At 62.4% G+C, this 26,728-nt stretch carries 23 protein-coding genes and 1 tRNA gene; 14 read left to right on the top strand and 10 right to left on the bottom strand.

What is annotated here, in order from left to right:
- Positions 1-146: 146 nt before the first annotated feature.
- Positions 147-1,832 (top strand): aldehyde ferredoxin oxidoreductase family protein, encoded by a 1,686-nt coding sequence (locus tag ACJ70B_RS07445; RefSeq protein WP_408959772.1) that lies wholly within the window; start codon positions 147-149, stop codon positions 1,830-1,832.
- Between the two features lie 34 nt (positions 1,833-1,866).
- Here ACJ70B_RS07445 and ACJ70B_RS07440 read toward each other — a convergent pair whose 3' ends face one another.
- From ACJ70B_RS07440 to ACJ70B_RS07430, 3 genes are all read right to left on the bottom strand, one after another.
- A complete protein-coding gene (locus ACJ70B_RS07440) occupies positions 1,867-2,655 on the bottom strand; it encodes a TraB domain-containing protein (RefSeq protein ID WP_408959771.1) in 789 nt (262 codons plus the stop codon).
- Positions 2,656-2,712: 57 nt separating this feature from the next.
- Positions 2,713-3,027 carry a hypothetical protein gene (locus ACJ70B_RS07435; RefSeq protein ID WP_408959770.1) on the bottom strand — a complete coding sequence of 105 codons (315 nt, stop codon included), beginning with the start codon at positions 3,025-3,027 and terminating at the stop codon, positions 2,713-2,715.
- Positions 3,028-3,499: 472 nt separating this feature from the next.
- Positions 3,500-4,636: a thiolase family protein gene (locus ACJ70B_RS07430; protein WP_408959769.1), complete on the bottom strand. Its 1,137-nt coding sequence runs from the start codon at positions 4,634-4,636 to the stop codon at positions 3,500-3,502.
- A gap of 175 nt (positions 4,637-4,811) precedes the next feature.
- Here ACJ70B_RS07430 and ACJ70B_RS07425 point away from each other — a divergent pair, with 175 nt between their 5' ends.
- From ACJ70B_RS07425 to ACJ70B_RS07410, 4 genes are all read left to right on the top strand, one after another.
- The gene (locus ACJ70B_RS07425) at positions 4,812-5,495 is read left to right on the top strand and encodes a DUF5806 family protein (RefSeq protein WP_408959768.1); all 684 of its coding nucleotides are present in this window, start codon (positions 4,812-4,814) and stop codon (positions 5,493-5,495) included.
- Positions 5,496-5,563: 68 nt separating this feature from the next.
- Positions 5,564-5,992: a hypothetical protein gene (locus ACJ70B_RS07420; protein WP_408959767.1), complete on the top strand. Its 429-nt coding sequence runs from the start codon at positions 5,564-5,566 to the stop codon at positions 5,990-5,992.
- 82 nt (positions 5,993-6,074) lie between these two features.
- Positions 6,075-7,547 (top strand): aldehyde dehydrogenase family protein, encoded by a 1,473-nt coding sequence (locus ACJ70B_RS07415; protein ID WP_408959766.1) that lies wholly within the window; start codon positions 6,075-6,077, stop codon positions 7,545-7,547.
- A 107-nt stretch (positions 7,548-7,654) separates the two neighbouring features.
- The gene (locus ACJ70B_RS07410; protein ID WP_408959765.1) at positions 7,655-8,812 is read left to right on the top strand and encodes an MFS transporter; all 1,158 of its coding nucleotides are present in this window, start codon (positions 7,655-7,657) and stop codon (positions 8,810-8,812) included.
- A 162-nt stretch (positions 8,813-8,974) separates the two neighbouring features.
- Here ACJ70B_RS07410 and ACJ70B_RS07405 read toward each other — a convergent pair.
- The 4 genes from ACJ70B_RS07405 to ACJ70B_RS07390 all read right to left on the bottom strand — a co-directional run bounded on the left by ACJ70B_RS07405 (position 8,975) and on the right by ACJ70B_RS07390 (position 13,182).
- Positions 8,975-9,058 (bottom strand) — tRNA-Leu (locus tag ACJ70B_RS07405).
- Between the two features lie 78 nt (positions 9,059-9,136).
- Positions 9,137-9,475, bottom strand: a complete 339-nt coding sequence (locus ACJ70B_RS07400) for a ferredoxin (protein WP_408959764.1) — start codon at positions 9,473-9,475, stop codon at positions 9,137-9,139.
- 927 nt (positions 9,476-10,402) lie between these two features.
- On the bottom strand, positions 10,403-11,179 hold the full coding sequence (locus ACJ70B_RS07395; RefSeq protein WP_408959763.1) for an IclR family transcriptional regulator: 777 nt from the start codon (positions 11,177-11,179) through the stop codon (positions 10,403-10,405).
- 467 nt (positions 11,180-11,646) lie between these two features.
- The gene (locus ACJ70B_RS07390; RefSeq protein ID WP_408959762.1) at positions 11,647-13,182 is read right to left on the bottom strand and encodes an aldehyde dehydrogenase family protein; all 1,536 of its coding nucleotides are present in this window, start codon (positions 13,180-13,182) and stop codon (positions 11,647-11,649) included.
- Between the two features lie 136 nt (positions 13,183-13,318).
- Between ACJ70B_RS07390 and ACJ70B_RS07385 the strand changes: the two genes are divergently transcribed.
- The 7 genes from ACJ70B_RS07385 (at position 13,319) to ACJ70B_RS07355 (ending at position 20,867) form a co-directional block, all read left to right on the top strand.
- The gene (locus ACJ70B_RS07385) at positions 13,319-14,056 is read left to right on the top strand and encodes a helix-turn-helix domain-containing protein (protein ID WP_408959761.1); all 738 of its coding nucleotides are present in this window, start codon (positions 13,319-13,321) and stop codon (positions 14,054-14,056) included.
- Positions 14,057-14,141: 85 nt separating this feature from the next.
- Positions 14,142-14,981 carry a proline dehydrogenase family protein gene (locus tag ACJ70B_RS07380; RefSeq protein WP_408959760.1) on the top strand — a complete coding sequence of 280 codons (840 nt, stop codon included), beginning with the start codon at positions 14,142-14,144 and terminating at the stop codon, positions 14,979-14,981.
- Between the two features lie 569 nt (positions 14,982-15,550).
- Positions 15,551-17,002 (top strand): sodium-dependent transporter, encoded by a 1,452-nt coding sequence (locus tag ACJ70B_RS07375; protein WP_408959759.1) that lies wholly within the window; start codon positions 15,551-15,553, stop codon positions 17,000-17,002.
- 2 nt (positions 17,003-17,004) lie between these two features.
- Positions 17,005-17,328 (top strand): hypothetical protein, encoded by a 324-nt coding sequence (locus ACJ70B_RS07370; RefSeq protein ID WP_408959758.1) that lies wholly within the window; start codon positions 17,005-17,007, stop codon positions 17,326-17,328.
- Positions 17,329-17,421: 93 nt separating this feature from the next.
- Positions 17,422-18,420: a proline racemase family protein gene (locus ACJ70B_RS07365; protein ID WP_408959757.1), complete on the top strand. Its 999-nt coding sequence runs from the start codon at positions 17,422-17,424 to the stop codon at positions 18,418-18,420.
- Positions 18,421-19,028: 608 nt separating this feature from the next.
- Positions 19,029-19,418 carry an EamA family transporter gene (locus ACJ70B_RS07360; protein WP_408959756.1) on the top strand — a complete coding sequence of 130 codons (390 nt, stop codon included), beginning with the start codon at positions 19,029-19,031 and terminating at the stop codon, positions 19,416-19,418.
- 639 nt (positions 19,419-20,057) lie between these two features.
- On the top strand, positions 20,058-20,867 hold the full coding sequence (locus ACJ70B_RS07355; protein WP_408959755.1) for a DUF6498-containing protein: 810 nt from the start codon (positions 20,058-20,060) through the stop codon (positions 20,865-20,867).
- A 134-nt stretch (positions 20,868-21,001) separates the two neighbouring features.
- Here the strand turns inward: ACJ70B_RS07355 and ACJ70B_RS07350 are convergent, their stop codons facing one another.
- The gene (locus ACJ70B_RS07350; RefSeq protein ID WP_408959754.1) at positions 21,002-21,952 is read right to left on the bottom strand and encodes an oxidoreductase; all 951 of its coding nucleotides are present in this window, start codon (positions 21,950-21,952) and stop codon (positions 21,002-21,004) included.
- Positions 21,953-22,078: 126 nt separating this feature from the next.
- Positions 22,079-22,597, bottom strand: a complete 519-nt coding sequence (locus ACJ70B_RS07345; protein WP_408959753.1) for a peptidylprolyl isomerase — start codon at positions 22,595-22,597, stop codon at positions 22,079-22,081.
- A gap of 147 nt (positions 22,598-22,744) precedes the next feature.
- Between ACJ70B_RS07345 and ACJ70B_RS07340 the strand changes: the two genes are divergently transcribed.
- On the top strand, positions 22,745-23,716 hold the full coding sequence (locus ACJ70B_RS07340; protein WP_408959752.1) for a succinylglutamate desuccinylase/aspartoacylase family protein: 972 nt from the start codon (positions 22,745-22,747) through the stop codon (positions 23,714-23,716).
- Between the two features lie 9 nt (positions 23,717-23,725).
- On the opposite strand, the gene ACJ70B_RS07335 is transcribed toward ACJ70B_RS07340, so the two are convergent.
- On the bottom strand, positions 23,726-24,484 hold the full coding sequence (locus ACJ70B_RS07335) for an SDR family NAD(P)-dependent oxidoreductase (protein ID WP_408959751.1): 759 nt from the start codon (positions 24,482-24,484) through the stop codon (positions 23,726-23,728).
- Positions 24,485-25,145: 661 nt separating this feature from the next.
- Between ACJ70B_RS07335 and ACJ70B_RS07330 the strand changes: the two genes are divergently transcribed.
- On the top strand, positions 25,146-26,519 hold the full coding sequence (locus ACJ70B_RS07330; protein WP_408959750.1) for an MATE family efflux transporter: 1,374 nt from the start codon (positions 25,146-25,148) through the stop codon (positions 26,517-26,519).
- The last annotated feature ends 209 nt before the right edge of the window (positions 26,520-26,728 follow it).

Genomic DNA, 26,728 nt, shown 5'->3' with positions numbered 1-26,728 from the left:
GCGGCTGTCGCGTCGGGCCGGAAAACCGTTTCGCTCGAGAGCCGTCAGTCGCGATCGGCCACAGTCGACGTAATCGTTGGATACGCGGCTCGTTACCGCTCGAAAAACCGATACCGTTTTGCGCTCGTGACCACCACTGTGGCACCATGAAACACGTACGGGGGCCGCTGTGTTCGATCGACGTCGGCGAGCGAACCGCCGAGACCGAGGCGATCGACGACATCCTCGAGTCCTACGTCGGCGGGCGGGCGCTGGGGACGAAACTCGCCCACGACCGAGTTCCGTTCGACGCCGATCCGCTGGGAGCAGAGAACCGGCTCTACTTCGCAACGGGGCCGATGCAACACTCGACGATGAGCTTTACAGGGCGGATGTCCGCAACCGGGGTCTCGCCGCTGACCGACGGGTTGCTCTCCTCGAACGCCGGTGGGTTCCTCTCGCGGAACTTCACCGGAACCGGCTACAGCGCCGTCGAGCTCACCGGTGCGAGCGACGAACTCGTCATCGTCCACGTCACCGACGAGGGCGTCGAGTTTGAGCCGGTACCCGAACTCGAAGAGGCGACCGTTCCCGAGACCTGTGAGTATATCGAGGACGAACACGGCCTCGGCTCGGAGCACACCACGGTCATCGGTCCGGCCGGCGAAAACCAGGTGCGGTTCGCCTCGATCATGACCTCCGAGGAGCGGGCCTTCGGCCGCGGTGGGCTCGGCGCGGTGCTGGGCGCGAAGAACGTCAAGGCGATCACTTTCGACGGCGACTCGACTCGTGAGGTCGAAGTGCCGCCGATCCAGATGGAGATCCACGGCGAGGCCGCCCAAGCCGAACATCCCATGAAGGCTCAGGGGACGACCTCGGTCGCAGAGTACGCGAACATGGTCGAAGCCCTGCCGAGCTACTACTTCGAGGAACTGTCCTTCGAGGGGATCGACGGGATCAGCGGCGACCGCGTCGAGGAGAAGAAGTACAAGAAGGGCACCTGCTCGTCGTGTGCGTTCGCCTGCAAACTGCCGACCAAAGACGAGGAGTCCGGCCTCGAGACCGAGGGGCCGGAGTACGAGACGTTGATGGCGTTCGGCTCGAACTCCGGTATCGACGACATCGTCGACCTGATGAAGTCGAACAAGCTCTGCGACGAGTACGGTCTCGACACCATCTCGGCCGGTGACACCGTCGCGGCCTACCTCGCAAGCGAAGACGAGTTCGGCAACGCCGACCTCATCCACGATCTCGTCGAGAAGATCGCCTACCGCGAGGGCGTCGGCGACACGCTCGCCGAGGGTGTCGACCGCGTCCACGACGAACTTGGCGTCGAGAACTGGTCGGTCAAGGGCATGGAGTTCGCCGCCCACGACGGCCGCACGTTGAACGGGCAGGGTCTCGCCTTCGCCACCTCGAACCGCGGCGCAGACCACATGTACGCCGAGTTCTACCCCTACGAGTACCCGCTGGTCGACGCCGACGACGCCTTCGACAAAGCGGGACTGGAGGGCAAGCCGCCCAAGCTCGTCGAACTCGAGAACGTCAACGCCGTCAAGGACAGCGCCGTCTTCTGTAAGTTCTCGCGGGACTTCATGACCGAAGAGCGCATGGAGACCCTGCTGGACGCCGCTTACGAGGAGCTGCTCGAACTCGGCGGCGAAGTCGTCGCGATGGAACGTCACTTCAACAACCAGCGCGGCTTCGACCGCAGCGACGACGCCCTGCCATACGAAATTCCGGACTTCGAGCAGGGACTGGCGGAGTACTACGACGAACGCGGCTGGAACGACGACGGCACCGTCCCCGAGGCAGCGTTCGAGAGTGGCCACGGCGCGCCGGCCGACGACTGAGCGGTCGCGGCTGTCGGCTGCTTTGCCGTCCGCCTTACTGAATCGGAATTCGGGTCACCGACCGAGCCGGCACTCTGATCGGCACGGTCGTTGTCGAGACGTCGTCGATACCGGCGGCGTTCGACTCGAGGTCGGCGAGAGCGCGCTCGATGCCGTTGTGATGACCCGCGCCGATCACCGCGACCACGTCGTAGCCCTCCTGACGGAGTACGTGGAGTCGCTCGGCCATCGCGCGGTCGCGCCGGTCGATCAGTACGTTGGCGACCTCTGGGAGGAGGTGTCGCAGGTGATCGATCGCCGGTTGCACGTCGTCGCCACTTCGTACGTCCTGCAGCGGCAGCGACACCATTTCGAACTGGTTTGCGTACTCTTCGGGCCCCATCGCCCACGTACGAACCATGACCTTCGGGAGCGTCTCCGGCCCAAGCCGGTTCGCGATCGCGGTCATGGTTTCGGAAATCGGTTCGTCGATGAGCGCGACCTGGCGATCCAGTTCGGCGGCGGTCTCGATGGCCGCCTCCATATCGGTCTGTTCGGGATCGAGCCCATACAGCCGGACGACCGTCCGCTGGATCGCCTGCAGGGTAGCGTAGGCCGCCGCGGCCGGTACCGGTAGCTCGGGAGCCAGTTCGCCCGGCACCGGCCGGTCGTGTTGCTCGAGCCGGTCGAACCGCGTTTCGTCGAGTTCGACGGCGATGAGGTCGGGCTCGGTCTCGCGGATCGTCTCCCGAACCCGGCGGCGGTGGGCCGCCGAGAAGTGGACGCTCGGGACGAGGGTGATGGTACCGGTGGCTGTCATCTCGGTCGCCCGTTCGACGGCCACGTGCTTGAAGTTACGACCCCGGCGGCGGTCGGGCGTCGACTGCGCTCGAGTACCACGTTACCCGTCTTCGTCGTCCTCAAGCGGCGAGAGCCGGTCGTCGCCCCGCGACGGCAGTGGCGTGTCGTCGGCTCGAGAAGGGTGGACGTTGAAGTTGTTCCCTCGATAGGGGTCGGTCTCCGGGTCGTATGAGAGTTCGCTGCGCTCGAAGAGGTAGATGAAGAAGCCGATAATCGGGAGACAGAAGGTGATCGCCGCCCACTTTTTCGGGGGCTCGAGGCCGACGCGGCCGGCGTCCCAGTATGCGACGGCGGTCAGGCCGAGGTGCCAGGCGAGCGGGATCCCGACGATGATCGCCTGTAAGACCGTACTCATACGCGTCTCGACGCGCTCGAGTACCCTAAATCGTCGGTCGTTCGCTCGACGTGACCAGTCAGTTCCCAGTGGCTCGAGCGTTGACGAGAGGTCGACCGTACTACCAGAGTCGGTGAGGAGGCGAGCGTTCTACCGAATCCGATGCGGAACGCAGCGTAATCCGCTATCGTGGCGGCAGGGAATCGCCACGTCCTCCCCAACCGATTCGCTCACTTCGTTCGCTCATCCCTCGCACTGCTTTGAGCTGCGGTTCGCATTCGCTCACCGCTGCACAGCGCGCGCCGCCGCTATGGATTGCATCCGCTGTCGCTCTTTCTCGGCAAAAGAAACACAAAATGCGGGTTAGCCGACTCTCCGTCTCAGTTGACGTCGAACTCGATCGCCGCGCCCTGGCGCAACCACCTTTTGTCTCGGTCGGCTGCTACGCAGCCTCCCTCGCAAAATCTGGACCAAAAGGTCCAGTTTCCGTTGCTCAGTTGACGTCGAACTCGATCGCCGCACCCTGACCGAAGCCGACGCAGAGCGTCGCCAGCCCGAGGCCGCCGCCGCGCTTCTGGAGTTCGTTGATCAGCGTGACCGGCAGGCGGGCACCCGACGCGCCGAGCGGGTGACCGAGCGCGATCGCGCCGCCGTTGACGTTGAAGATCTCGGGGTCGATTCCGAGTTCGTCGCGGGAGTAGATCGACTGGCTGGCGAAGGCCTCGTTGAGTTCCACGAGGTCGTAGTCGTCGATGTCGCGGCCGTTGCGCTCGAGCAGGCCCCTCGTGGCTGGGACTGGGCCGATGCCCATAACGGTAGGGTCGACGCCAGCGACGTTGTTCTGGCCGACTTCGGCCATGATCTCGAGGTCGTGTTCCTCGGCGAAGGCCTCGCTCGTGACGAGCAGGGCGGCCGCGCCGTCGGAGATCTGGGAGGCGTTCCCGGGCGTGACGCTGCCGTCTTCCTTGAAGACGGTCGGGAGTTCGGCGAGTTTCTCGGCGGTGGTGCCGGGGCGGAGGCCCTCGTCTTCCTCGACGGTGCCGTCCTCGGTCTCGATCGGGACGATCTCGTCGTCGAAGCGGCCGGATTCGGTGGCCTCGACGGCGCGTTGCTGACTTCGCGCGGCGTACTCGTCCTGTTCCTCGCGGCTGACGCCGTACTTCTCGGCGACCTTCTCGGCGGTCATCCCCATCTGGAGATCGCCCAGATCGTACATCTCGGCCAGTCGCGGGTTGATGTCCTCGAAGCCGCCGCCCATCGGGACGCGGCTCATGCTTTCGACGCCGCCGGCGATGATGGCGTCGCGGTTGCCGGCCGCGATGGCGTCGGACGCGGAGATGACCGACTGCATCGAGGAGGCACACCAGCGGTTGATCGTCGTCGCAGGCACGTTCTCGCCGAGTTCCGACAGTAGTGCGATGACCCGGGCGAGGTTGTTGTCCTGCTCGCCGCGCTGCTGAGCGCAGCCCCACATCAGGTCGTCGATCTCCTCGCCGGTGAGACCGGTTTCGGCGAGAATCTCGTCGATCAGCGGGACCGAGAGCGCCTCGCTACGAACGTCGGCGTACACGCCGTCTTCTTTCCCCTGTGGCGTCCGCACTGCCTTCACCACGACTGGTGTCTGTGACATGTACTATCGAATGTCCCTCACGGACTTAAATCCGGTCGAACTCGCGTTCCTCCGTAAAGCGTTTACAGCCGCCGACGGCACCGTCGCGGCCGATATCCGGACTTCGACCGTGAGTCGTCTATGACCGTCTCGCTCGAGAACAACCCTTATCTCGGGCTGCTGGTAATACGCGGGCATGGACGAGGACGGACCGAACGCGGCTCGAGTCGACGACGACGCGGAATCGGCGACCCGTGAGGAACGTGACGCCGATGACGCTGCCGAGGCTGCTCCCGGCGGTGACCCCGACGCGGGTGCCCCCGAAGACGCCGCTGGAGACTCCATGCCGAGCGTTCCGGATCCCGAACCCGAAGCGAACGACGTGCCGGAAGACGTACAGAAGTACGCCCGCTTCAAGAAAATGGACGGCGCACAGTACGAGCGCGTCAACGAGTTCTTGCGCGATCGGACCTACATCACCGCCCGCGAGTGGGCCATCGCGCGGCTCTGCTCGGACTTTCGGACTGAGACCGGCGTCGAGATGACGAAGATCGGCGAGAACCTGCCCGAACTCGTCCCCTTCATGACCGACACTTACACGCCCCAGGCGGTCAATCAGGCCCGCTCTTCGTTCGAGGAGAAGGTCCGCACGGCCGGCGCGACGTTCCTCTACGGCGCGATGTGTGACTTCTTTACCGCCGAGGAACTCGACGACGTGATGTACGAGGCCACCGAGGTCGCTAAGTTCCTCCTCGAGGTCGAGGGCGTCGACCTCTCGGTCGAGGACGAACTCGAGGCCGAAGAGCGCATCTCGAGCGTGATGCGCGAGGTCCGCGAGGCCAGTGAGGAACTCCGCGACCGAGACGAGGACGCCGAGTAGACCACCGAGCGACGAAACGGGCCGACAGAGAACTATAATATGGCTGCAGTGACTCGGTCGGCATACGAATGAACGGCTCACGCGACGCACAGGAGAGTTCCGTCGACGATGGAGGACCTCCGCTTCAGCTGATCGCGCTCGGTGCCGGTGCGATAGACGTCCCGGTGTTCGCCTACGTCAGCCTCGTACTGTTCGACGATCTGGCCTTCGGCGCGTTCGTCGGCCTCGTCGTCGGCCTCGGGATGTACCTGCTGTTGCCTGAGATCATGGCCGACAACGGTGAAGCCGACGACGAGGTCCCGTCGGTCGAGGTCGGGACGCGACTCCGCGGCTTCCACCGGACGGCGGCCGGACTCGCGCTCCCGCCGGCCGCGGTCACGCTATTTGGCTGGCGGTTCGTCTCGGAGGCCCTCCTCATGGGCGTGCTCGTCGCTCTTTTCATCGCGGCGGTGATCTACGTCTCGCTCGCGGTGTTGCTCCCCCAACGGCTCGCGTAGCGACGGCGGGGCCGCTTGAGCCCTCGACCCGTTGCGTCTGCGCGTCCGCTCTTTTTGCTCGCTCGAGGGATAGCCTACCTGCATGACCGACCTTCCTCTCGAACCAGAGAACGGCTGGGAGTCGCTGTATATCGCCGGCGAGTGGACCGATGCCGGCGATCGGGAGACGATCACCGACGAGAACCCCTATACGCGCGAGGAGATCGCGACCGTCCCCGCGGGAACCGACGGCGACATCGATGCGGCCTACGAGGCCGCGGCCGAGGCACAGGAGGCGTGGGCCGAACAGCCGCCCCAGGCCCGTGCGGGCGTGATCAACGCCGCGATCCAGTTTGTGAGCGACAACCGCGAGGAGATCGCCGACCTACTGACCCTCGAGGGCGGCAGCACGCAGGTCAAGTGCGAGGCCGAGATCCAGACCGCCCGTGGGATGATGCAACAGGCCGCGAGCTACCCGTTCCGGATGGACGGCCAGCACATGGACTCGATCACTCCCGGAAAGGAGAACATCGCCGAGCGGGTGCCTGTCGGCGTCGTCGGCGTCATCTCGCCGTGGAACTTCCCGCTGCACCTCTCGATGCGTGCCGTCGCACCGGCGATCGCGGCCGGCAACGCGGTCGTCCTGAAACCCGCCTCGAACACGCCGATCACTGGCGGCCTCCTGCTCGCGCGCATCTTCGAGGCGGCCGGCGCGCCCGAGGGGATCATCAACGTCGTCACTGGCCGGGGCTCCGACATCGGCGACGCGGTCGCCGACCACGAGACGCCACGGGTGTTGGCCTTCACCGGCTCGACCGAGATCGGCCAGCGCGTCGCCGAGAAGGCCGCCAGCAACTGCGCGCTACCGGCCCTCGAACTCGGCGGGAACAACGTCCACGTCGTCACCGAGAACGCCGACATAGAGCGGGCCGTCGACGGCGGGACATTCGGCTCGTTCCTCCACCAGGGCCAGATCTGCATCTCGATCAACCGCCACCTCGTCCACGAAGACGTCTACGACGACTACGTCGACGCACTGGCCGACCGGGCCGCTTCGCTACCGACTGGCGATCCGCGCGAGGAGGACACCGTCGTCGGCCCCATCATCGACGAGAGCCAGCGCGACCAGATCATCGAGTACGTCGAGGGATCGGTCGACGAGGGCGCGACCCTCGCGGCCGGCGGCGATCACGACGATCTCGTCGTCGAGGCCACCGTCCTCGCCGACGCCAACAACGACATGGCCGCGGCCTGCAACGAGCACTTCGGCCCTGTCGCGCCCGTGATCCCCTACTCGAGCGACGAGGAGGCGATCGAACTGGCAAACGACACGATCCACGGGCTTTCGGGCTCGGTCCACAGCGAGGATCTCGAGCAGGCTCGAACGATCGCCGACGGAATCACCACGGGGATGATCCACATCAACGACCAGCCAATTAACGACGAGCCCCACGTTCCCTTCGGCGGGATGAAGCAATCCGGCATGGGCCGGTACAACGGCGACCAGATCCTCGAGGAAGTGACGACGACGAAGTGGATCTCGGTCCAGCACGAGCCCCGCGAGTACCCGTTCTGAGGCGCTTGGGCCGTCCCCGGAAGAGGCGCTCGGTTGACCTTCGGGGCTCCGGTCGACGAATCGGCCGGTTTCGGAACACTTGAGCCCCGGCGGTAGAAAGAGCGGCCGTGTCCCGCGATCGCCTGTTCGCCTCTCTCTGCGGCTTCGTCTTTCTCATCAATCTCGCCAGAATCGTCTTTGCGCCGCTGCTGGACGTGTTCATCGCCGAATTCGGGATCACCGAGGCGACCGCCGGCCTCATCGCGACGCTGGTGTGGATCGGGAGTGCGTCCCTTCGACTGCCGACCGGCTGGCTACTCACGAAAGTCCCGCGTCACCGCGTCGTGCTCGGCTCCGGCGTCGTGCTCGCGCTCTCGAGCGGGATCGCCGCGACCGCGACGACGGTCCCCCACCTCATGGCTGGTTCCTTCCTCATGGGCATCGCGTCCGGAATCTACTTCGTTTCAGCGAACCCGCTCCTGAGCGAACTCTATCCGGCCCGCGTCGGTCGTGTCATGGGAATCCACGGGGCCTCGAGCCAGATAGCCGCGGTAGTCGCCGCACCGTTCGTCGCACTCGCGCTCGTCGTCGACTGGCGGCTCTCGCTGTGGGCGATCGCCGCGGGTGCGGCGGTCATTACGGCCGCGACGTGGACCGCCGCGAAGCGAACCAAACTGCCGACGGCCGGCGCGGCGGATCGAGACTTCGTCGACGGCGCGCTCTCGGAGTGGCGCATCATCGCGACGGCGCTGGCGCTCGTCGGCGCGGCCGTGTTCGTCTGGCAGGGCGTCTTCAACTTCTACGAACTCTATATGCGGTCGAAGGGGCTCTCCGAGCAGGCCGCAGGTGCGTTGCTCACGCTCGTTTTCGCCGCCGGCGTGCCCGCGTTTTTCGTCAGCGGTGATCTCGCCGACCGACTCCCGCACGTCTCCTACCTGCTCGGTATCGTCGGCGCGTTCGCCGCGAGTCTGCTCGTACTGACCGTCGTCGAAGGCCTGCTCGCGATCGCCGCTGTCACCGCGGTCCTCGGCGCTACTGTCCACGCGGTGTACCCGGCCGCGGACACCTACCTCCTCGATACGCTGCCGGATTCGACGCGGAGCAGTGCCTACGCCACGTTCAGCTCCGTCTGGATGCTGACCCAATCGCTGGGATCGGTCGCCGTCGGCCTGTTCCTCGAGCGCGGGTACACCTACGACGCGGTGTTTACCGGTGCTGCACTGTGTCTCGGCGCGACGATCGTCGCTCTTGCCGCGCTCGAGCGGGCGGGGCGGCTGCCGAGTTGAACCGTTTCAGAACGGATGGCCGCTGCTCGAGCATCGCTTGTAGCGGTATACGAGGGGTGTTGAACCACGCGAAGACGATCACCTCGCTTCGCTCGGTGCTGTGACTTCTCTCTTTCACATCCCGCGTCTCGCACTCGTCACTCACGAGTTGCTCGTGACGAGTGCGAGGGTTGGGATTTGAACCCAAGGACCCCTACGGGAGCGGGTCTTAAGCCCACCGCCGTTGGCCTGCTTGGCTACCCTCGCACAGAATGCAGTCGGTCGTTGTCCCGGGGTGGGGATGTGCGTTTCGATGTTCGTGCCCGCTCGAGGCGCGACGTCGGCCTACCAGTCGACGCTCAGCGTACCGTCGCCGTGTGGGTCGGGTGCGATCTCCTCGTCGGTCCGGCGGTCGACGACGTGGATGCAGCCGTCGTCTTTCTTCGCGGGACAGACCTCCGCCGCGCGGACGTTGTGTTCCAAGTCCTCCTCGCCGAAGAAGTACTCGTCGGGCTGGGCCATGCCCGACGCGATGGACATCTCCCAGTTGTCACTGACCTCGGCGCACTTGCCCGCGCCGAAGCACTTGTTCGCCTCGAAGATGATCTTGTAGGGTTTCTCCTCGACTGGCGGCGCGTCGCTGGAGCCGACGTCGCTGGCGCGCTGGATACCGTCGTCGCTCATGTGTACCCGTTCGAGCGAGCCGTCTTTCGCGTTACGGTTGGCGCGAACCGTGACGAGAAGCGACTCGAGGTCGCGTCTCCGGACTGATCGCTTTTGCGAGCCGACGCCGATTCCATGTCGGGAAAGACGACCACTTCAAAAACATTCAATGAGTTTATTCTCTATCGAGAACTATCGAGAAGACCAATGTGACAGAACGAGTACGAGTATACAACTCCATGTCAGATACGTATCGACCTGGGGGCGATTCGTCCGGTTACGGTTTCGGCCGACGGCGAACGACTCGACGCGACAACGAGTGAGACGGGCGTCCGCTGTGATCGTGCACGGGGCAGGCGATACTGTGGCCCACGGCGAATCGGACTGAGCGACTTCGCAGTAAAATTGCACACTCGAGACTCGCATGCGGCCGCGTCGTCGACGCTGAGTCCGTGTCTCGCCGGTGAACCGTCGACCGATCTCTGATAGCGTTTCGGTTTCGGTCTCGGTTCCGAAATCGATGACAGTCCGTTGGCCACCCACGCCTGCGTTGGTAGGAATATTTAATTCCATGGATGTTTATATGTCTATCCACACCCAGAAGTAAACTATAGAGAAGTTTATCAACTATCTTCGCACTATCGACTCTTTCGAATGGCGCTTGGCTCACTGTCTCTTCGAGCCGCCCGTACTCGGTCGGGCGCGTCAATTCTCTCGCTTCGGCGTCGGTCTCTTGAAGCGACCGTCCGACGGATGGTGATTTGATCGGTAATCACATCGGTTCGTTCTCCTTCGGCCTAGTTCGGTGTCCAGCGGCGGCGCGACTACCGCTTACGGAAACCGCGGTGCCGGAACAATGTATCCCGTGAACGCGCTTGTCGACGGTTGGTATCACCGAGATAGCGCTTGGAACGCAAGAGGGTTACAAGCATAGGTCTGTAATGGATATCAGAACAGTTCCGACTCGAGCGATCCGACTTCGTCCAGTAGCACCTGTCCGATCTCCTCGGTGGTCGACTCGTCGATGCCCAGCCGATACGTCGGCCCCCCGATCGAGAACGCGCCGACGACCTCGCCGTCGGGACTCATCACGGACGCGCCGACAGAGCGGTAGCCGTCGATCAGTTCTTCGTCGTTGATTGCGTACCCGCGGCGCTGTACCGCCTCGAGTTCGTCGTACAGCGTCGACTCGTCGGTGATGGTACGATCTGTTGTCGCCGGTAGCCCCCAGCGGTCGATAATATCGCGTACACGAGAGTCGGACATCGACGCCAGCATGGCCTTCCCGGAGGCACAGTTGTGCATGTGAAAGCGATTGCCCGCCCGAAACGGGCCGGATTCGGACAGCCCCCGGTGATTCGATTCACCGATCGCGTACTCGAGGGAGTACGCGCGGCCGTGTTCCTCGACGATGAAATCGGCTTCGTGCCCGCTCCTCTCCGCGAGGGTGTGGACCCGTCGTCGCGCCGTCGCATACTGCGGGTTTCGCTCCCGCGCGTGTTCGCCGAACGGCAGGAACTCGAGACCGACGTGGTACGTGTCCTCGTCGCGGACGAGAAACCCCTCGTCGACCAGCGTGTGGAGGTGGTTGTGGACGGTGCTTTTCGCCAGATCGAGACGGTCGGCCAGCTCGCTCAGCGTGGCACCGTCGTCGTCGTAGACCGCCCGAACGAGTGCGAGCGACGTCTTCGTCGTCTTGACCGGTCGGGGGCGATCGTTCGTCATGGGTTTAGCTCCCATCCCGTCGGCGCATAAGCGTTCGGGATGTGTGAACAGTATTTTGAAACATCTTCCGGAATCTCTGTTATTTTCTTTATAGAGGGATCGAAAGTATGATTTCGGAGACGCGATATGCCGACCGGCTTACGAGATCGACCGCGACGACGGTTGACACCCGATCAAAGCTCGTCCGACGGGTTGCTTCGACGGAGTCGCGTTCGGACTGTGTGAACTGACGAGAGCGCGCGCCGCTCCGTATCGGTTAGGCACGGTCATCGGCCGCACCGCCAGCGAACGTCCGGCGGACCGTTCACACGTTTCGAAACAGGGGCCGGGCATCGGGACCGTCGTCTCGGTCCGCGTGTAGCGTGGACGGGCGGCGTTAGTCGGCACCGCAGCGACCAGTCCACCCACACCGTCGACACCACTCGTCCGACGCGTCGGTCGGTCGCCCGCAGAGCGGACAACTCGTTTCAGTCATCGTCGGTCGTGATGTCGGCGGACAGCCCCTGTGCCATTTCGATGTCGTTCGAGTTGTTCAGCGTCCACGCGGTGCGTTCGGTGACGGCCTCGATCACTTCCCGACCGCTCGGATAGCCGTTGCCGGACTTGCCGACGCCGCCGAACGGCAGGTGAACCTCCGCGCCGATACACGGCAGGTTGCCGTACGCGAGCCCGACCTCGGCGTTATCGCGGTAGTAGTTGATTTCGCGGTAGTCCTCGGAAATAATCGCGCCCGCGAGCCCGTACTCGGTATCGTTGTGGATTTCGACGGCGTCCTCGATATCGCCCGAGTACTCCATGAGCGCGACGTGGGGGCCGAAGACCTCCTCTCGCGTACAGCGGCGGTCCGCCTCGTGATCTGCCTCGTAGACGAACGGGCCGATCCAGTGGCCTTCGTCGTGGCCGTCCGGGATTTCGTCGTCGGCCAGTTCGTCGCGGTCGACGAGGACGTTGACATCTTCGCTTCGCGCGAGTTCGTTATACTCGAGGACCTTCTCCTTGTGCTCGCCTTCGATCAGCGGGCCCATGAAGGTGTCTTCGGCGAGCGGATCGCCGACGGCGACGTTCTCGGCGACCTCGACGAATCGCTCCTTGAACTCGTCGTAGATGTCCTCGTGGACGATCAGGCGCTCGGCCGAGACGCAGCGCTGACCGGTCGTCTTGAACGAACTCATCACGGCCGAGTGGACGGCCGTGTCGAGGTCGGCCTCGTCGGTGACGACGACCGCGTTCTTCCCGCCCATCTCGCAGGCCGCGATCTTTCCGGGCTGTTCGGCGACGGTCTGGCCGACTTGTTGGCCGACCTCGGCCGAACCGGTGAAGAGGACGGTGTCGACGCGCTCGTCCTCGACGATGGCCTCGCCGGCGTCGCCGAAGCCCTGCACCATGTTGAAGACGCCGTCGGGGATGCCGCTCTCCTCGAACATCTCGGCGACGATGTGTGCACACCACGGCGTCTGTTCGGCGGGCTTCCAGACGACGGTGTTGCCCTCGACCAGCGAGACGGCCATGTGCCAGAAGGGGATCGCGACCGGGAAGTTCCACGGCGTGATACAGCCGACGACGCCGCGAGGTTTCCGCCGCATGTACGCGTCCTTGCTCCCGATCTCCGAGGGCACGACGTCACCGTGGGGATGGCGGGCGTTACCGGCGGCCCATTCGACCATGTGTGCGGCCTCGACGACGTCGGCTTTCCCTTCGGAAATCTCCTTGCCACACTCTTTCGTGACGATCTCGCCGAGTTCGTCAGTCCGCTCGCGCAGTTCGTTGTAGATCTCCCAGAGGTACTCCGCGCGGTCGATATGCGACAGGGAGCGCCACTCGGCCTGGACGCTGTCAGCCGCCTCGAGTGCCGCGTCGACGTCCGCTTCGGTTCCCCGGTGGAAGGTCCGGAGCGTCTCGCCGGTCGCCGGGTTCTCGCTCTCGAAGGTCTCGTCGCCCGCACCGTCGGTCCACTCGCCGTTGATGTAATGACGTTCGGGCTGGGCCGTCGTCTGTTGACTCATATGATCTCCCTCGCGGATCAGTCCGGAATAACAGTGGCCTCCCATGGTCGGGCACTCCCACCACCGGCTGACACGCCGGTCGGCAGACAGTATGCTTATGGTGCTCACACGAAAACGAACGATGCGAAACCGAGCCATGAGCAGCACGAGTTCTACAACGACCGCGACAGGGTCCGGGGCGGCGGATGGGACGCGACTCACACTCGAGATCTGGCATCCAGACTGCTGGGGACTGCAGGCGACCGAGGCGGCCGATGCCGGATTGCTCGTCCACACTGCCCACCGGACCGTCGAGGGAACGGTCAAGGGTCACTTCACCGCCTACGCCGATACGGCGGGTCAACTCGACGAGTTCGTCGCGTTCGCCGACGAATCGCCGCTGACGCACTCGACGGTCGAGCTTGGCCAGGGCTCGACGGGGACGGCACCGGATCCGGGAAACGTGACCCGCGAACTGTTCGTCGAATACGAGCCGGAACACAGCATCAGCGACACGCTCGCCTCCCACGGGTTCATCCACGAGGCGTCGGTCCGCGTCGAGGCCGGCCTCGAGCACTGGCCGGTCTTCGTCGCTGACGACCGGACGGCGATCCGGGACCGACTCGAGGCGATCCGTGCCGAGACCGACGCCACCATCTCGGTCAGCAAGATCGCCTCGCCGGCGGGCGATCCGTCGGGGACGCCGGATCGAATCGATCGCTTGACGCCTCGCCAGCGGGAGGCGTTCGAACTCGCCTGCGAACACGACTACTACGCGTGGCCCCGCGAGATTAGCACGCGCGAACTCGCCGACGAACTCGGCGTCTCGAAGACGACGCTGCTCGAGCACCTCCGAAAGGCCGAGGCGAAACTGCTCAACCCCGACGACGCCTGACCGCGGCCCGATTAATTCACTCCGAAAACGAACGAATCTTGTGGTCGGGTATCCATTTAGGATCGCTCCGTCCCAGCGATACGGTATGATTCCGCCGATCGCGAGCCGCTTCGTCGCCGATACGACCGTTTCAGGGACGTTAGATCACGTCTCAGACTGCAACGACGAGGACCTGGGCGCTATCGTCAATCTCCTCGGCGAACACTACCACGAGCGTAGCCCCGCGGACGAGGACGCCGACGAGTACTGCCGGCTCGCGTCCGAACTGGCTAGCCGCGATCTCAACGGTTGTCTCTCGGTCAAGCCGTCCCAGATCGGGATCGACGTCGGCCCCGACGTCTTCACGGCGAACTTCGAACGGATCGTCGAAGCCGCGGCCGCCGAAGACGTGTTTGTCTGGTGTGATATGGAAGATCACACGACGACCGACACGACCCTCGACGCCGTTGAAGCGACGGCCCGCGACCACCCCGACGGCGTCGGCGTCGCCATTCAGGCGAATCTCAAACGGACGCGTGAGGACCTCCGCCGTCTCGCCGACGTTCCGGCCGCAGTCCGACTCGTCAAAGGTGCTTACGACGAACCGCCGTCGGTCGCCTACGAGTCGAAGTCGGCCGTCAACGACGCCTACGAGGAGCACCTCGAGTACCTGTTCCGCGAGTTCGACCGCGGCGTCGCGGTCGGGAGTCACGACCCGCAGATGCTCGAGCACGCTACCGAGCTCTACGAGGAGTACGGAACGCCGTTCGAGATCCAGATGCTCATGGGTGTTCGCGAGGACGCCCAACGCGAACTCGCCCGGAAGGGCTACGAGGTCAACCAGTACGTTCCGTACGGCGATAAGTGGATGCAGTACTTTTACCGACGGGTACGCGAGCGCAAAGAAAACGCGTTGTTCGCGCTTCGGGCCGTCCTCGGCGTCTGATCGAGTGCAGGTCAGTAACGCCGAGGAACCGCTCCTACTGACGACAGCGCATAAGACCCGTTTCAGACGAGAGACGATACTATTCCTGTCGGTTCGCGAATCACCGAGTACACGTGCTCAGCGTACACGGAGTTCACAGTTTTAGTCATTGATCGCTGAACGCATCAGCCACCGGCAATATAGACATCTGTGCGTAATCGTATAGTACTGCGATCTGCTGTTTGCTCAGCGAGACATTGATAGATCGAGGCTGAGCCGAAGGGAGTTCCTCCTTGGAGAATGAACACTGATCGAGGACCCCCGCACTGACCTACGGGTTCTTCGAATATACTGATTTTGAGACCGATACAATGGGGGACCGAACGATTTCACGAGATATGGTACGGCAGTCAGACCAGCACAGAGCGATGGCTGATCGCCTCCACGACCTCTACAACTACTTTAGAATCACCAAGTACTGGAGGGTCGACCCTGGTTATAGCATTCGAGCAGGCGGTTTGATATAACGATATCCACGATACGAGAACAGGAAGGTTTATACAAACGTATCATTCATGTTTTTTCGTAGCATGGGAGAAGATACAGGACTCGCCCGTGATCAGTGGGCAACACGGTTTGGTTTCGTTATGGCACTGGTCGGAGCTGTGGTGGGGTCTGGCAACATCTGGCGAATGCCGTATGTTGCTGGAATGAACGGAGGTGGGGCGTTTCTGGTTATATATCTCGTCCTACTGTACCTCATCGCCGTCCCTGGATTAATGGCAGAAACGCTTCTCGGCCGGTACACGCAAAGTGGAGTCATTGGCGCGTTTAAGAACTTCCTCGGAGAGGGGTGGTCCGAAGGGTTGGGCCTCGTAGTCGTCATCGTCAATATCGGGTTGATGTCTTACTACGCCCCGGTAATCGCGTGGACAATCTACTATCTAGTGCACGCAGTACTGGGAACGTTCTACCAACCTGGATTCGACCCCACGGCGTTCTGGGCCGCGTTCTCTGGGTCACCACTGTTAGTCGTGGGACTGCACACGTTAGTTGCGGTTCTAGTCGGATTCGTCTTACTTTTCGGTATCTCGGATGGTATTGAACGAGTCGTTAAATGGATGATCCCGGCTTTGGTGGTGACGCTGTCCGCAGTCGCTATCAAAGGACTAACGCTCCCTGGAGCAATGGAAGGGCTCGCGTTTGCGTTCAATCCTAAGTGGGAGTACATGACCGATGCAGATACGTGGATTGCTGCTCTTGGTCAGGCACTCTTCTCAACCGGGCTGGGATGGGGTATTGCACTCACTTACGGTAGCTACCTCGGAGAGAACGACGACGTTCCGCTCGGCGGCGGTCTGATCACCGCGGTTGGGAACACGAGCATCGGTTTACTTGCCATCTTTACCGTGTTTCCTGCCGTCTTCGCGTTCGGTCTAGAACCGACTACGGGAACTGAGTTGACCTTCGTTTCGCTCGTTTCTATCTTCCCAAGTATGACCGGCGGCTACATCTGGGGCCTTCTGTTCTTCCTTGGCTTCCTGTTCGCTACATACTCGTCCGGCCTCGGTATCACAGAGGTCGGGGTAACGACGGTCAAAGAAGAGACGCGTCTGACCCGTACTCAGTCCGTGATAGCAGTTGTCGGCGCTTGGTGGTTGCTCGGGATTCCGAGCGCGTATTCCTCTGAGTTCCTCGGATGGATGGACTTCATGTTCGGCAACTTCGGACTCCCGCTCGCGACGTTGATGATACTCCTCCTTGTCGGCTGGGTGATTGATTCGAAACGCGCTCGCATCCTCGACTTAAATCACAACAGTGACGTCTATATTGGCTCTTATTGGGATCCGATCATCAAATACGTGATTCCGACCGTGATGGTCTTCATTATGGGATATTACTTCGCAACCAATATCGAGGACCCGCGGGCAATCAGCGGTCTCGCCCTCATGGCTGGGCTTACTATCGGGAGTATCCTACTCATGCAGTTCATTCGGAGAGGAAAGACGAATGAACCCGCTCTGACGCCAGGAGGTGACTGATAATGGCGGAGACATTAACTGCATTCGGTTGGGGCGTCATGCTGTCGATGATAATTACTCTGTGGTGCGCTTCCCTATTGGCTCTCAGAAAAACCCTTTCTGAAGAGGACAAGAAAGCCGAGTTAATCACCCAACAGGGGGCGATAGAGAGCTACTCCCCACGCGCTCTGTTCGAACTCCGTGAGTGGATCGAGAACCACCCTAACGACCCGTATCGTGAGATAGCGGTCCAGCGGTACAACGAGTGTGTTGAGACTCTGAAAGAGATCGATGAGCCGTTTTACAACTGGAACGACTCTCAGATATCCAACTTAGAGAGACTATAGGTTGCCGTTGCGGATCTAACTGCCGTCTTTTTCATTGGCACTGAGATCCCCCAGGAGCGAAATCATTATACTTGAACTTGCGGATGATAGGATATGCAGTCTGACGTGCTTATTGAGTCGATCGACACGCATACAGGTGGCGAGCCGACTCGCATCATCACTGGCGGTCTCAATCGAGAAGTATTCGAGGGCGGAACAGTTCAAGAGCAACGCGATAAGTTTGCCGAAGAATTCGACCACTTACGTAAGTTCCTAATGAAGGAGCCACGGGGCCATGACGATATGTTCGGGGCGATTACGGTCCCACCCTCTTGTGACGAAGCAGACCTTGGATTATTCTTCATGGATAATGAGGGGTACCTCGACATGTGTGGGCACGGGACTATGGGCGTCGTGACCGCATTGATAGAAACGGGACGACTAAAAGCGAAATCACAGTTACGAATCGAAACGCCAGCAGGTATCGTCTCAGCGCGTCCAGAGATGAGTAAGGACGGGAGGGTTGACCGAGTTGCGGTCCAGAACATCACCTCATATATTGTTGATAAAGTCGAAGTTACCCTGTCGCTTGGCAGCAGAACGGTCGTAGTACCGGTAGCCGTTGTCCACGCTGGTAACGTATTCGCACTCGTCCCTGCGTCCGCAGTTGACCTCGCAGTTACGACGGAGAATACGGACAACTTCGTGGAATTAGGTCTCGAAATTCGGCGGACCATCAACCAAGAGATCGACCTTCAAGACCCACTTTCTGGACAAAGTACGACAGTAGATATTACGGAGTTCTACGAGTCAGCCAACGACGCCGACCGAAACGTCGTTATTTTCGGCGAAGGGCAAGTTGATCGGTCCCCGTGTGGAACCGGGACTTGTGCCAAAATGACCCTTCTTCACGACGAGGAGGAACTTGACCTTAACGAGCCGTACCGGTACGAAAGCGTGGTCGGAACGCGTTTTGAAGGCGAACTTCAAGACCACGAGGACAGAGACGGTACCCGTGTGATGACATCGGAGGTTGCCGGATCCGCGTCTATCGTCGCGACCCACAAGTTCTTACGTGATCCTGACGACTCGGTCCCACATTTCAGTGTCTAAATCTGACAACATTTCGATACTAAGAAATTCGGGCTAAACGACGTTAGGAGGGTCAGTAAGTCGAAGGGGTTGGATCGGAGAGGATTCGGTTGTTCAGAACGAAAATTTCCTGCTCCACGAGGGTTGCGTCGCGGATAAAGAGTTACGAGAGAACGAGCGAATCCACTGCCCCAAGCGGTAGCGGTGGATTCTCCGCTATACCCTGATTTCGTTGTTGGCCTTCCCCAACTACGGGCTCTCGTTCGCCGACGCGCGTCCGTCGGACGGACAACTAAAACCCTCGGTCATGATCAATCGCAGCCCAGCGGAACTGTCGAGCACGAGCCGGTTCTGCCCGTACTGCGGTGGTGGCAAGTTCGTAGAAACCGATCTAACGACGGCGAACGAAGGTTCAACGATTACCGTTCTCACGCCCGCGTTCACCCTCGCGCTTGGAGTTTCCCGGTCGGCAAGGACGTGACGGCTCGAAAGCTCGTTGGGACGGCGATCGCGCTCGGCGGAACGACGCTCGTCCTCGCCGACTAGTACGAACTGGCGACGATCGGAACTGGGAGCCTCGTCAGAATCGCGTTGCTCGTCGTCGGGAGCGCGGGCTGGGCAGCCTATAGGTGTATGGAAAGCCGTTGGTCCGTCGGTACTCGGCTCTCGAAACCGTGACGTACTCGACGCGGCTCGCGGTTCCGATGCTCGCGGTCTTGGTGCTAATCGAACTCAGCCGTTCGAACGCGACGGTTCGATCGATCTCGGTGACCGACCCGCTCGTCGCCGCCGTCCTCTATCTCGGCGTCTTGAGCACCGCTATCGCCTGGGTCTGCTGGTACAAGGGGCTCGAGCGCAGCGACACGGGAACGGTAGCGGTTTCGTTTTTCGCCCAGCCGGTCGTCGGCGCGGCCCTGGGTGTCGTATTCCTCGGCGAATCGGTCGGCACCGCGTTCCTCGCCGGCGGGGGACTGCTGGCGCTTGGCGTTTCAGCCGTGATGACCTCGCCGTCCTCGTAACAGCGGCGAATCGGCGATCTATCTGACTCGATACTATTCTGTATAGGCGATACTAACGTCCGAGAAGCCTTACGGAGGTGGCCGCTCGAGGAAGACGGCAACATCAGATCGAGCGCGGTCTCGGTTCGCTCGAGGTTCCCGAAGATGGCGGGAAGAGGGCGATAGGCGACCGATATCGAGAAGACGGTGATATCGAAGTAGGTGATCCGCCGTCCACAGACTGCAAGGAACGAAATCGGGACCGGATTAACCACGGAAAGCGCTGTTCTGCGATAATGGGCGCGTATCGTCCGTAGACAGGCAAATCTACTCAGACGGAGTCGTCGTTGTGTGGCTGGCCGTCCACACCGCGCTCCCAGTGAGACGGTCGGCTGCTGTATCGCTCTGAACTACGCTCTTATTGAGACATATATTGTAATATATTTGAGTTCCGAAACGAGAACGGTCGTCAGTGATTCCCTCATCGGTGCGGCGGTCGAGGACACGGACGCGGCCGTTGTCGTTCCTCGCGGAGTCGCTGTTGTCGCCTACATATACCGTTCGAGCGCGGTCTTTCGCGGTACGGGTGAGACGGAGATCTGCGCCTGCAGAAAGTGAAAACGAATTGCTATATAACGCAGAATGCTATACGGGACAGTAATGGCCAGTGAATTGAACGTGAACGCTCGAGGTGGACTTTTGCTCCTCGGGAATCTATTTCCACTTGCTGAAATCGCAGTTCTCGGATGGCAACTGCATGAAGTGCTGTTCGTGTATTGGCTCGAGGTCGGATTCATTGTCATCCTCTACAGTGGACTAGTACTGTTTGCGAGCCGAGAACCGAAACCGGATGATCGGGATCTCAACCCACCGAAGCCCAAGATTCCGCTTTTGGATACACGGTCGGGTGTCATACAGCCGGTCGACTGGCTACCACCACTATACCGCCGAAATGTTCCATACGCTGTCGGACAATTCGTCTGGGGAATCGTTTTCTGGTGGTCTCTCTCGGTACTGCTGATCATCTTTTCGTATCCCGGATCGGTCGAGACCGGTGCCGAGGGACGGGCCCTTTTCGGCGAAGGGCTAGCCGCCATAGTAGCGACATCCTCTCCCGTACTTCTCCTCAATGGACTCGTACTGCTCGTCTCACAGCTTCTATTTATTCGTCATTTTTTCGCACATCACACGTACAAAACCCTCTCAGCACCCATGATCGCTGAAATCCCAGCTCGGAAGATCGGATTTTGGATAGTTGTGGGGGTCATCGCACAAATCGTCGTCCCGCTACTACTCTGGCCAGTGGCTATCGTGTTCGACGCGAAAAGCGCTATCGAGAGCGCGATTCCCCTGTTCCCGATTTTCGCAAAGCTCACGATGGAGTGGTCGATCTACGGGGAACGCTGGGTCGATCAGTCCGATGGCCTTGCCCGTTGGTTCACTCCCAGTGATCCACGAACAGGTAAGTGATGGTCGGTAATCGCTGCACGTGCCTCTCTTCTTGCGCTGCGTCTCTCTGCTCGCGCAGTCATTCGAGAACTTCGACGGACGAAGCGTGAATTCGACGGAGCCATTCGCTCGCGAACAGATCTGTCGTAAATCGATTACGCCGGGACCTCCCCTTTTGGCTTCGGCAGATCGTACGTGACGCCGGTTAGCTCGCTCGAGACCCGCCACAGCCGGCGGGCCGTCTCCTCGTTGTAGGACCGGTCCGAGGAGGCCTGGCGTTCGGGCGTGCCGCGCATGTTCTGGAAGCCGCCGGGGCCGTAGTACGCGCCGCCCTCGGCGTCGGGCGAAGTGGCGGCGTACAGCGTCGGCAGCGCTCCCATTTCGGCGGATTGTGCGGCCACCGTGTTCATGACTTGCATCGCAGCCTTCCGGAGGCGGCTGCCGCGCTGTTCGGGGCCGCGCAGCTGTAGCTGGGTGTCGGCGTAGCCCGGATGCACCGCCATGCTCTTGGCGTGTGCGTCGGCGGTGAGCAGCCGGCGTTGGAGTTCGTAGGCGAAGAGGACGTTCGCCAGCTTCGACTGGGCGTAGGCGTCCCACTCGTCGTACGAGTCCTCACTTTGGAGATCGTCGAAGTCGATCTCGCCGCGTTCGTGGACGCCGCTCGAGACGGTGACGATCCGCGAGTCGGGCTCGTCGTCGAGGCGCAGGTTCTCGAGCAGGAGGCCGGTGAGCGCGAAGTGGCCGAGGTGGTTGACGCCGAACTGGGTCTCGAAGCCGTCCTCGGTTTCCGAGCGGGGGATCGCCATCACGCCGGCGTTGTTGATCAGGACGTCGATCGGCTCATCGCCGAGGCGGTCGGCGAACGTGTGGATCGACTCGAGGCTGCCGAGATCGCACTCCTCGACGCGGAGATCGGCGTCGGGGATGTCCTTGCGGACATCGTCGGCCGCCTCTCTGCCACGCTCCGTGCTCCGGCAGGCCATGATCACCGTCGCGCCGTTGCGCGCGAGTTCGCGGGTCGCCTCGAGACCGATGCCGCTGTTCGCGCCCGTGATGGCGATCGTACGTCCGTACTGGTCGGGAACGTCGTCGGCTGTCCAGCCCATATCCGCGCTACGCCGTCCGTGACCTAAATAGCCACCCTGTAAGCAGCGCTCGAGCGGGGCGAAAATCCGCACTCGAGCGAGTAACCTGCGAAAAATTGTTTCGGACTCGGCCGCAGTCGGGCTGTCTTACTCGTAGTCGACTGAAACCGACTCGAGGACGACGTCTTCTTTCGGCTGGTCGTTCGCGTTCGTGTCGACGTTTCCAATCTCGCGGACGACGTCCATGCCGTCGGTGACCTTGCCGAAGACGGAGTGGCGGTCGTCGAGGTGGGGCTGGGCGTCGAGCGTGATGAAGAACTGCGAGCCGTTGGTGTCTGGCCCGGAGTTCGCCATGCTCAGGATGCCCTCGTCGTCGTGGCGCAGGTCGTCGTGGAACTCGTCGTCGAACTGGTAGCCGGGGCCGCCGCGACCGGTCTCGGTCGGGTCGCCGCCCTGAATCATGAAGCCCTCGATAACGCGGTGGAAGGCCACGTCGTCGTACAGCGGCTCGCCCTCGACCTCTTCGCCCGTTTCGGGGTCGGTCCAGGTCGTGCCGCCGGTCGCCAGGCCGACGAAGTTGTCGACGGTCCGCGGCGCGCGCTCGTCGTAGAGTTCGACCTCGATGTCGCCCTTGTTCGTGTGCAGCGTGGCAGTAACGTCTCCCATACGTCGGAATCGACGGGCCGACTGAAAACGGTAGTGGTCTCGAGTCGACGGTCGTCCGCATTTCGCTCGACGCCGCGGACGACACGACCGGCGCTGCGGTCGACGGCCGGCCGCAGCTACATACCGCCGGACGTGGAACGGCGTCTTATGAGCGGTGGTACGCACACGGCGGAGGAACTAACGCTCGCGCGGTTACCGTCGGGGGTCGAACTGACGACGACGGTTCATACCTACCACGGCGACGAGCCGGGGCCGACGCTGTACGTGCAGGCGGCCCAGCACGGCCGCGAGATCAACGGTACGGAAGTGCTCCGGCGGTTCCACGACCGCCTGCCCCTCGAGTCGCTATCGGGTACCGTCATTGCCGTTCCGGTCGCGAACCCGCTGACGTTCGACCGCGTCTCCTACACTACGCCGGAGCAACTCGACAGCGCCAACCCGAACATGAATCGAATCTGGCCGGGCGACGAGGATGGCAGCCTCCACCAGCGCATGGCCGCCCGCCTCTGGGAGTCGGTTACGACGGCCGACGCCATCGTGGACCTCCATACGGGCAGTCCGGACATGCTTCCCCACGTCGTCTACCGCGAGGGCGACGAGCGCTCGCGGCGACTCGGCGAAGCTTTCGGAACCGACCTCCTGCTGTCCGAGCGGGCCGACGATGACGCCACCGACGAGTGGCACCAACGAGGCTTTGCGGGCAAACTCCGCGTTGCCGCCGCCGACGAAGGGGTCCCATCGATCACGCCCGAACTCGCGCACAACAGACAGATCGTCGAGGAGGTTGTCGAGAAGGGCGTCGAAGGCCTGCTCGACGTTTGCCGGTCCCTCGACTCGCTCCCCGGCGACGTCCCCGACCGTGATCAGACGATCGCCCGGAACCACCTCGGACGGCTCACCGCCGCCGAGTCGGGACTCTTCCGGCCGAATCCGTCGCTCGAGGTCGGTGATGCGGTCGACGAAGGTGTCTCGGTCGGCACCGTGTATCATCCGACGACGTACGAGCCGCGCCACGAAACGTCGGCCGATCGGAGCGGTATCCTCTACGCACTCACGCGAGAAGCGACCGTCACCGCGGGCGACCAACTCGCGAGCGTCGCGCTCGTCCGCAATGAGTGACGCCCGGTTTCAGGCCGAGAACCCGCCGTCGACGACCAGTCCGTGACCGTTGACGAACGAGGACTCGTCGCTGGCCAGGAACAAGATCGCGTCCGCGATCTCCTCCGGTTCGGCGAGGCGCTTGAGCGGATACTGCTGAATCATCTGCTCGCGAGCGGCCTCGGGATCGTCCTGCTCCTCGAGGTACTGATCGAGCAGGGCGGTCTCGGTGAAACCGGGACAGACCGTGTTTGCGCGAACGCCGTGAGGGCCGGCCTCGGCGGCGACGGCTTTGGTCATGTTCAGGACCGCACCTTTGCTCATCGAGTACGCCGACTGCTGGGGCAGTCCGAGGATGCTTGCCAGCGAACCGACGTTGACGATCCGGCCGTGGCCCTGCTCTTTCAGGTGTGGCAACGCCGCGTGGCAGCCGTTCCAGACGCCCTTGACGTTGATATCGATGACGAAATCGCGGATCTCGTCGTCCAGATCCTCAAGGCTCCCGCCGGGATGGCCGGTACCCGCATTGTTGACCATCACGTCCAGTCCGTCGTCCTCGGCGACCGCGTCGACGACCGCGTGGAACTGATCGCTGTCGGTGACGTCGAGTTCGTGAAACTGAGCCTCGCCGCCGTCGGCCTCGATGGCCTCGGCGACCGCTTGGCCCGCCTCGGTATCGATGTCCGTAACGATGACGCGCGCTCCCTCTTCGGCGCAGCGCTCGGCCGTCGCCCGCCCGATTCCCGTCGCTGCTCCCGTGATAACCACCGTTTCGTTCTCGAGTCGCATAGCTTCCGTATCGAACGGCTGATACATAAATTCGTTCATGGCTGTGCGCCACATGGCCGATATTGTTTGCAAAGTGGTGCATTATATCGAACACTGGTAACTAACTCTCCCTCGAGCGTGGCTAGACCCCGGCCGATGCGCTCGTCCGACTGCGGTTTCGTCGATCGATGGCGGCTCGAATCGCCACTGTCGACTGTGTCGCGACGTTGCAATCGCGTCGCTCCGGATAGCATAAACAGGCCAACTTATATCTGATACTATCTACTCACACACATCTATCTCGGCCGTGCGTCGTTCCTCGTCGTCACAGCCACGGCCGCGAAATTCGAACGACGAAGCCGTCGGATACCGTCCGCTCGAGCCGTGATACCGCTATCACGTATCGCCGAACGTCTTCCCGAAGATGGACGAGACGAACCAAAGCCTCGGCGCGGAAGAACGTGGACGAGACGGTTTCATTCGCCGAAAGGAACGGAAAGCAGTGACCCGCTGTGCCTCGTGTGGCGAGCGAGATCGATTTCGGCTGCTCAGCGAGAATCAACGCCTACCGGAGCTATCGAATATATTATCTACCTCTAATAGTGGTAGGTTTCGCCGATCTCGCGTCGTTTGGATGCGTATCAACACCTTGATCCGTCAGGTTCCCGTTTTCGGACGACGTATGGCCGACTCCGGAGTTCGGGTCCGCGACGTGTGGCGACGGACCGCCGCCCTCTCGTGGCCGGTCGCGGTCCAGCAAACGCTTAACACGCTGATGCGGACGGTCGACATCCTGATCACCGGTGTTTTCTCGCCGGCGGCCGTCGCCGCGGTTGGACTGGCGGACCTCTACGCCCAGCTTCCTTTACGGATCGGGCTCGGACTCGGGACGGGGGCGATCGCCCTCTCGAGCCAGGACACCGGTCGCGGTGCCGAGGCGACTCGAGACGAGGCGATCACGCAGGCGCTTAGCATCGGATTTCTAATGGGGGTGCCGCTGGTCGTCGCCGGACTGACGCTGTCGGAGCCGCTGATCGCCCTGCTGGGTGCCGATCCTGCGGTCGTCGAGATGAGCGGCCGCTATCTCGCGCTGATCTTCGCCGCCGCGCCGATGCGTATCGTCGGTATCGTCGGCGCGCGCTCGCTGCAAGGGACCGGCGACACGCGGACGCCGATGGTCGTCAACGGCACCGCAAACGGCATCAATATCGCGGCGACGGTCGGTCTGGGACTGGGTCTCGGCCCGCTCCCGTCGCTCGGGATCGTCGGCGTCGGGCTGGCGACGGCGATCGGCCGAACGCTCGAGGCCGTCGCGATGACGGTCGCGATTGCCAGCGAGCGGACGGCGCTCTCCCTCACTCGGCCAGAGAGCGCGGTGATCACACGACAGCTCGTGGCGGTCAGCCTGCCGAACTTCGCCGAGGGACTAAGCACCTCGCTCGCGAACTTCCCTTTTAACGCCCTCCTGCTCACCTTCGGGACCGAGGTGACGGCCGCCTATTACATCGGTCGGCGGGCCTATCAGCAGTTTAGCGGCCCGCTGTATCGCTCGGCCAGCGTCGCCGCGAGTATCGTCGTCGGCCAGACGCTCGGCGAAGGCCGGCCCGACGATGCGCGCTTTGCGGGGCTTGCCATCACCGCGCTGTCCCTCCTCGCGCTCTCCTGCTCTGCGACCGTCCTCGTCGTCGGTGCGGGGCCGATCGCTCGACTGTTCACCGACGACGCGGCCACGCTCGAGTACGCCGTCACCTTCACTCGCGTCTTCGGCGGTTCGATGGTCGCCTTCGGCCTGTTCTTCCCGCTGTCGGGGTGTCTACGCGGCGCGGGCGAGACGCGAACGCCGTTTTACGCCCGCTTTACCGGTTCGTTCGGGTTCTTGCTCGCCTTTTCGTATCTCGCCGCGATTACCGCCGGCTACGGCCTATCCGGCGTCTACGCGGGCATCGTGTTGAACTACGCGTGGTGGGTGCTCGTCGTCGGGGTCGGGTTCGTGCGCGGCGACTGGGCGGAGACGGCGGCGACGATGATGGCCGAGCGAGCGGACGCGTCTGACTGAGCGCGACCGCCAGACCGTGACCGCCCGAGCGGTCGATGCCCGCAAGCGTGTTCCGCTACTCCGTCGGCGATGCGGGCGAGAGCGAGAGGGCCCGATCGGTCGGGCCGCCGTTCGTTCGTCTCGAACGCGACGGGACCCCCCACGCAAACGGATCGACCGCCTTTGGATTACATCCCTATGATTGTAACTCTCGTTGGGCGAACGGATTC

The organism is Natrinema sp. 74, from assembly GCF_046097095.1.
Lineage (GTDB): Archaea > Halobacteriota > Halobacteria > Halobacteriales > Natrialbaceae > Natrinema.
Note: the sequence above shows the minus strand (reverse complement) of the source record. Positions and strands in the feature narration are given on the sequence as shown.

Excerpts from the sequence above, each read along its gene's own strand:
- ACJ70B_RS07430 (WP_408959769.1), bottom strand. The coding sequence starts at position 4,636 with ATGTCACAGACACCAGTCGTGGTGAAGGCAGTGCGGACGCCACAGGGG.
- ACJ70B_RS07400 (WP_408959764.1), bottom strand. The coding sequence starts at position 9,475 with ATGAGCGACGACGGTATCCAGCGCGCCAGCGACGTCGGCTCCAGCGAC.
- ACJ70B_RS07385 (WP_408959761.1), top strand. The coding sequence starts at position 13,319 with ATGAGCAGCACGAGTTCTACAACGACCGCGACAGGGTCCGGGGCGGCG.
- ACJ70B_RS07380 (WP_408959760.1), top strand. The coding sequence starts at position 14,142 with ATGATTCCGCCGATCGCGAGCCGCTTCGTCGCCGATACGACCGTTTCA.
- ACJ70B_RS07330 (WP_408959750.1), top strand. The coding sequence starts at position 25,146 with ATGGCCGACTCCGGAGTTCGGGTCCGCGACGTGTGGCGACGGACCGCC.
- ACJ70B_RS07340 (WP_408959752.1), top strand. The coding sequence starts at position 22,745 with ATGAGCGGTGGTACGCACACGGCGGAGGAACTAACGCTCGCGCGGTTA.
- ACJ70B_RS07355 (WP_408959755.1), top strand. The coding sequence starts at position 20,058 with ATGGCCAGTGAATTGAACGTGAACGCTCGAGGTGGACTTTTGCTCCTC.
- ACJ70B_RS07365 (WP_408959757.1), top strand. The coding sequence starts at position 17,422 with ATGCAGTCTGACGTGCTTATTGAGTCGATCGACACGCATACAGGTGGC.
- ACJ70B_RS07350 (WP_408959754.1), bottom strand. The coding sequence starts at position 21,952 with ATGGGCTGGACAGCCGACGACGTTCCCGACCAGTACGGACGTACGATC.
- ACJ70B_RS07445 (WP_408959772.1), top strand. The coding sequence starts at position 147 with ATGAAACACGTACGGGGGCCGCTGTGTTCGATCGACGTCGGCGAGCGA.
- ACJ70B_RS07425 (WP_408959768.1), top strand. The coding sequence starts at position 4,812 with ATGGACGAGGACGGACCGAACGCGGCTCGAGTCGACGACGACGCGGAA.
- ACJ70B_RS07370 (WP_408959758.1), top strand. The coding sequence starts at position 17,005 with ATGGCGGAGACATTAACTGCATTCGGTTGGGGCGTCATGCTGTCGATG.
- ACJ70B_RS07395 (WP_408959763.1), bottom strand. The coding sequence starts at position 11,179 with ATGACGAACGATCGCCCCCGACCGGTCAAGACGACGAAGACGTCGCTC.
- ACJ70B_RS07415 (WP_408959766.1), top strand. The coding sequence starts at position 6,075 with ATGACCGACCTTCCTCTCGAACCAGAGAACGGCTGGGAGTCGCTGTAT.
- ACJ70B_RS07375 (WP_408959759.1), top strand. The coding sequence starts at position 15,551 with ATGGGAGAAGATACAGGACTCGCCCGTGATCAGTGGGCAACACGGTTT.
- ACJ70B_RS07420 (WP_408959767.1), top strand. The coding sequence starts at position 5,564 with ATGAACGGCTCACGCGACGCACAGGAGAGTTCCGTCGACGATGGAGGA.
- ACJ70B_RS07335 (WP_408959751.1), bottom strand. The coding sequence starts at position 24,484 with ATGCGACTCGAGAACGAAACGGTGGTTATCACGGGAGCAGCGACGGGA.
- ACJ70B_RS07435 (WP_408959770.1), bottom strand. The coding sequence starts at position 3,027 with ATGAGTACGGTCTTACAGGCGATCATCGTCGGGATCCCGCTCGCCTGG.
- ACJ70B_RS07345 (WP_408959753.1), bottom strand. The coding sequence starts at position 22,597 with ATGGGAGACGTTACTGCCACGCTGCACACGAACAAGGGCGACATCGAG.
- ACJ70B_RS07390 (WP_408959762.1), bottom strand. The coding sequence starts at position 13,182 with ATGAGTCAACAGACGACGGCCCAGCCCGAACGTCATTACATCAACGGC.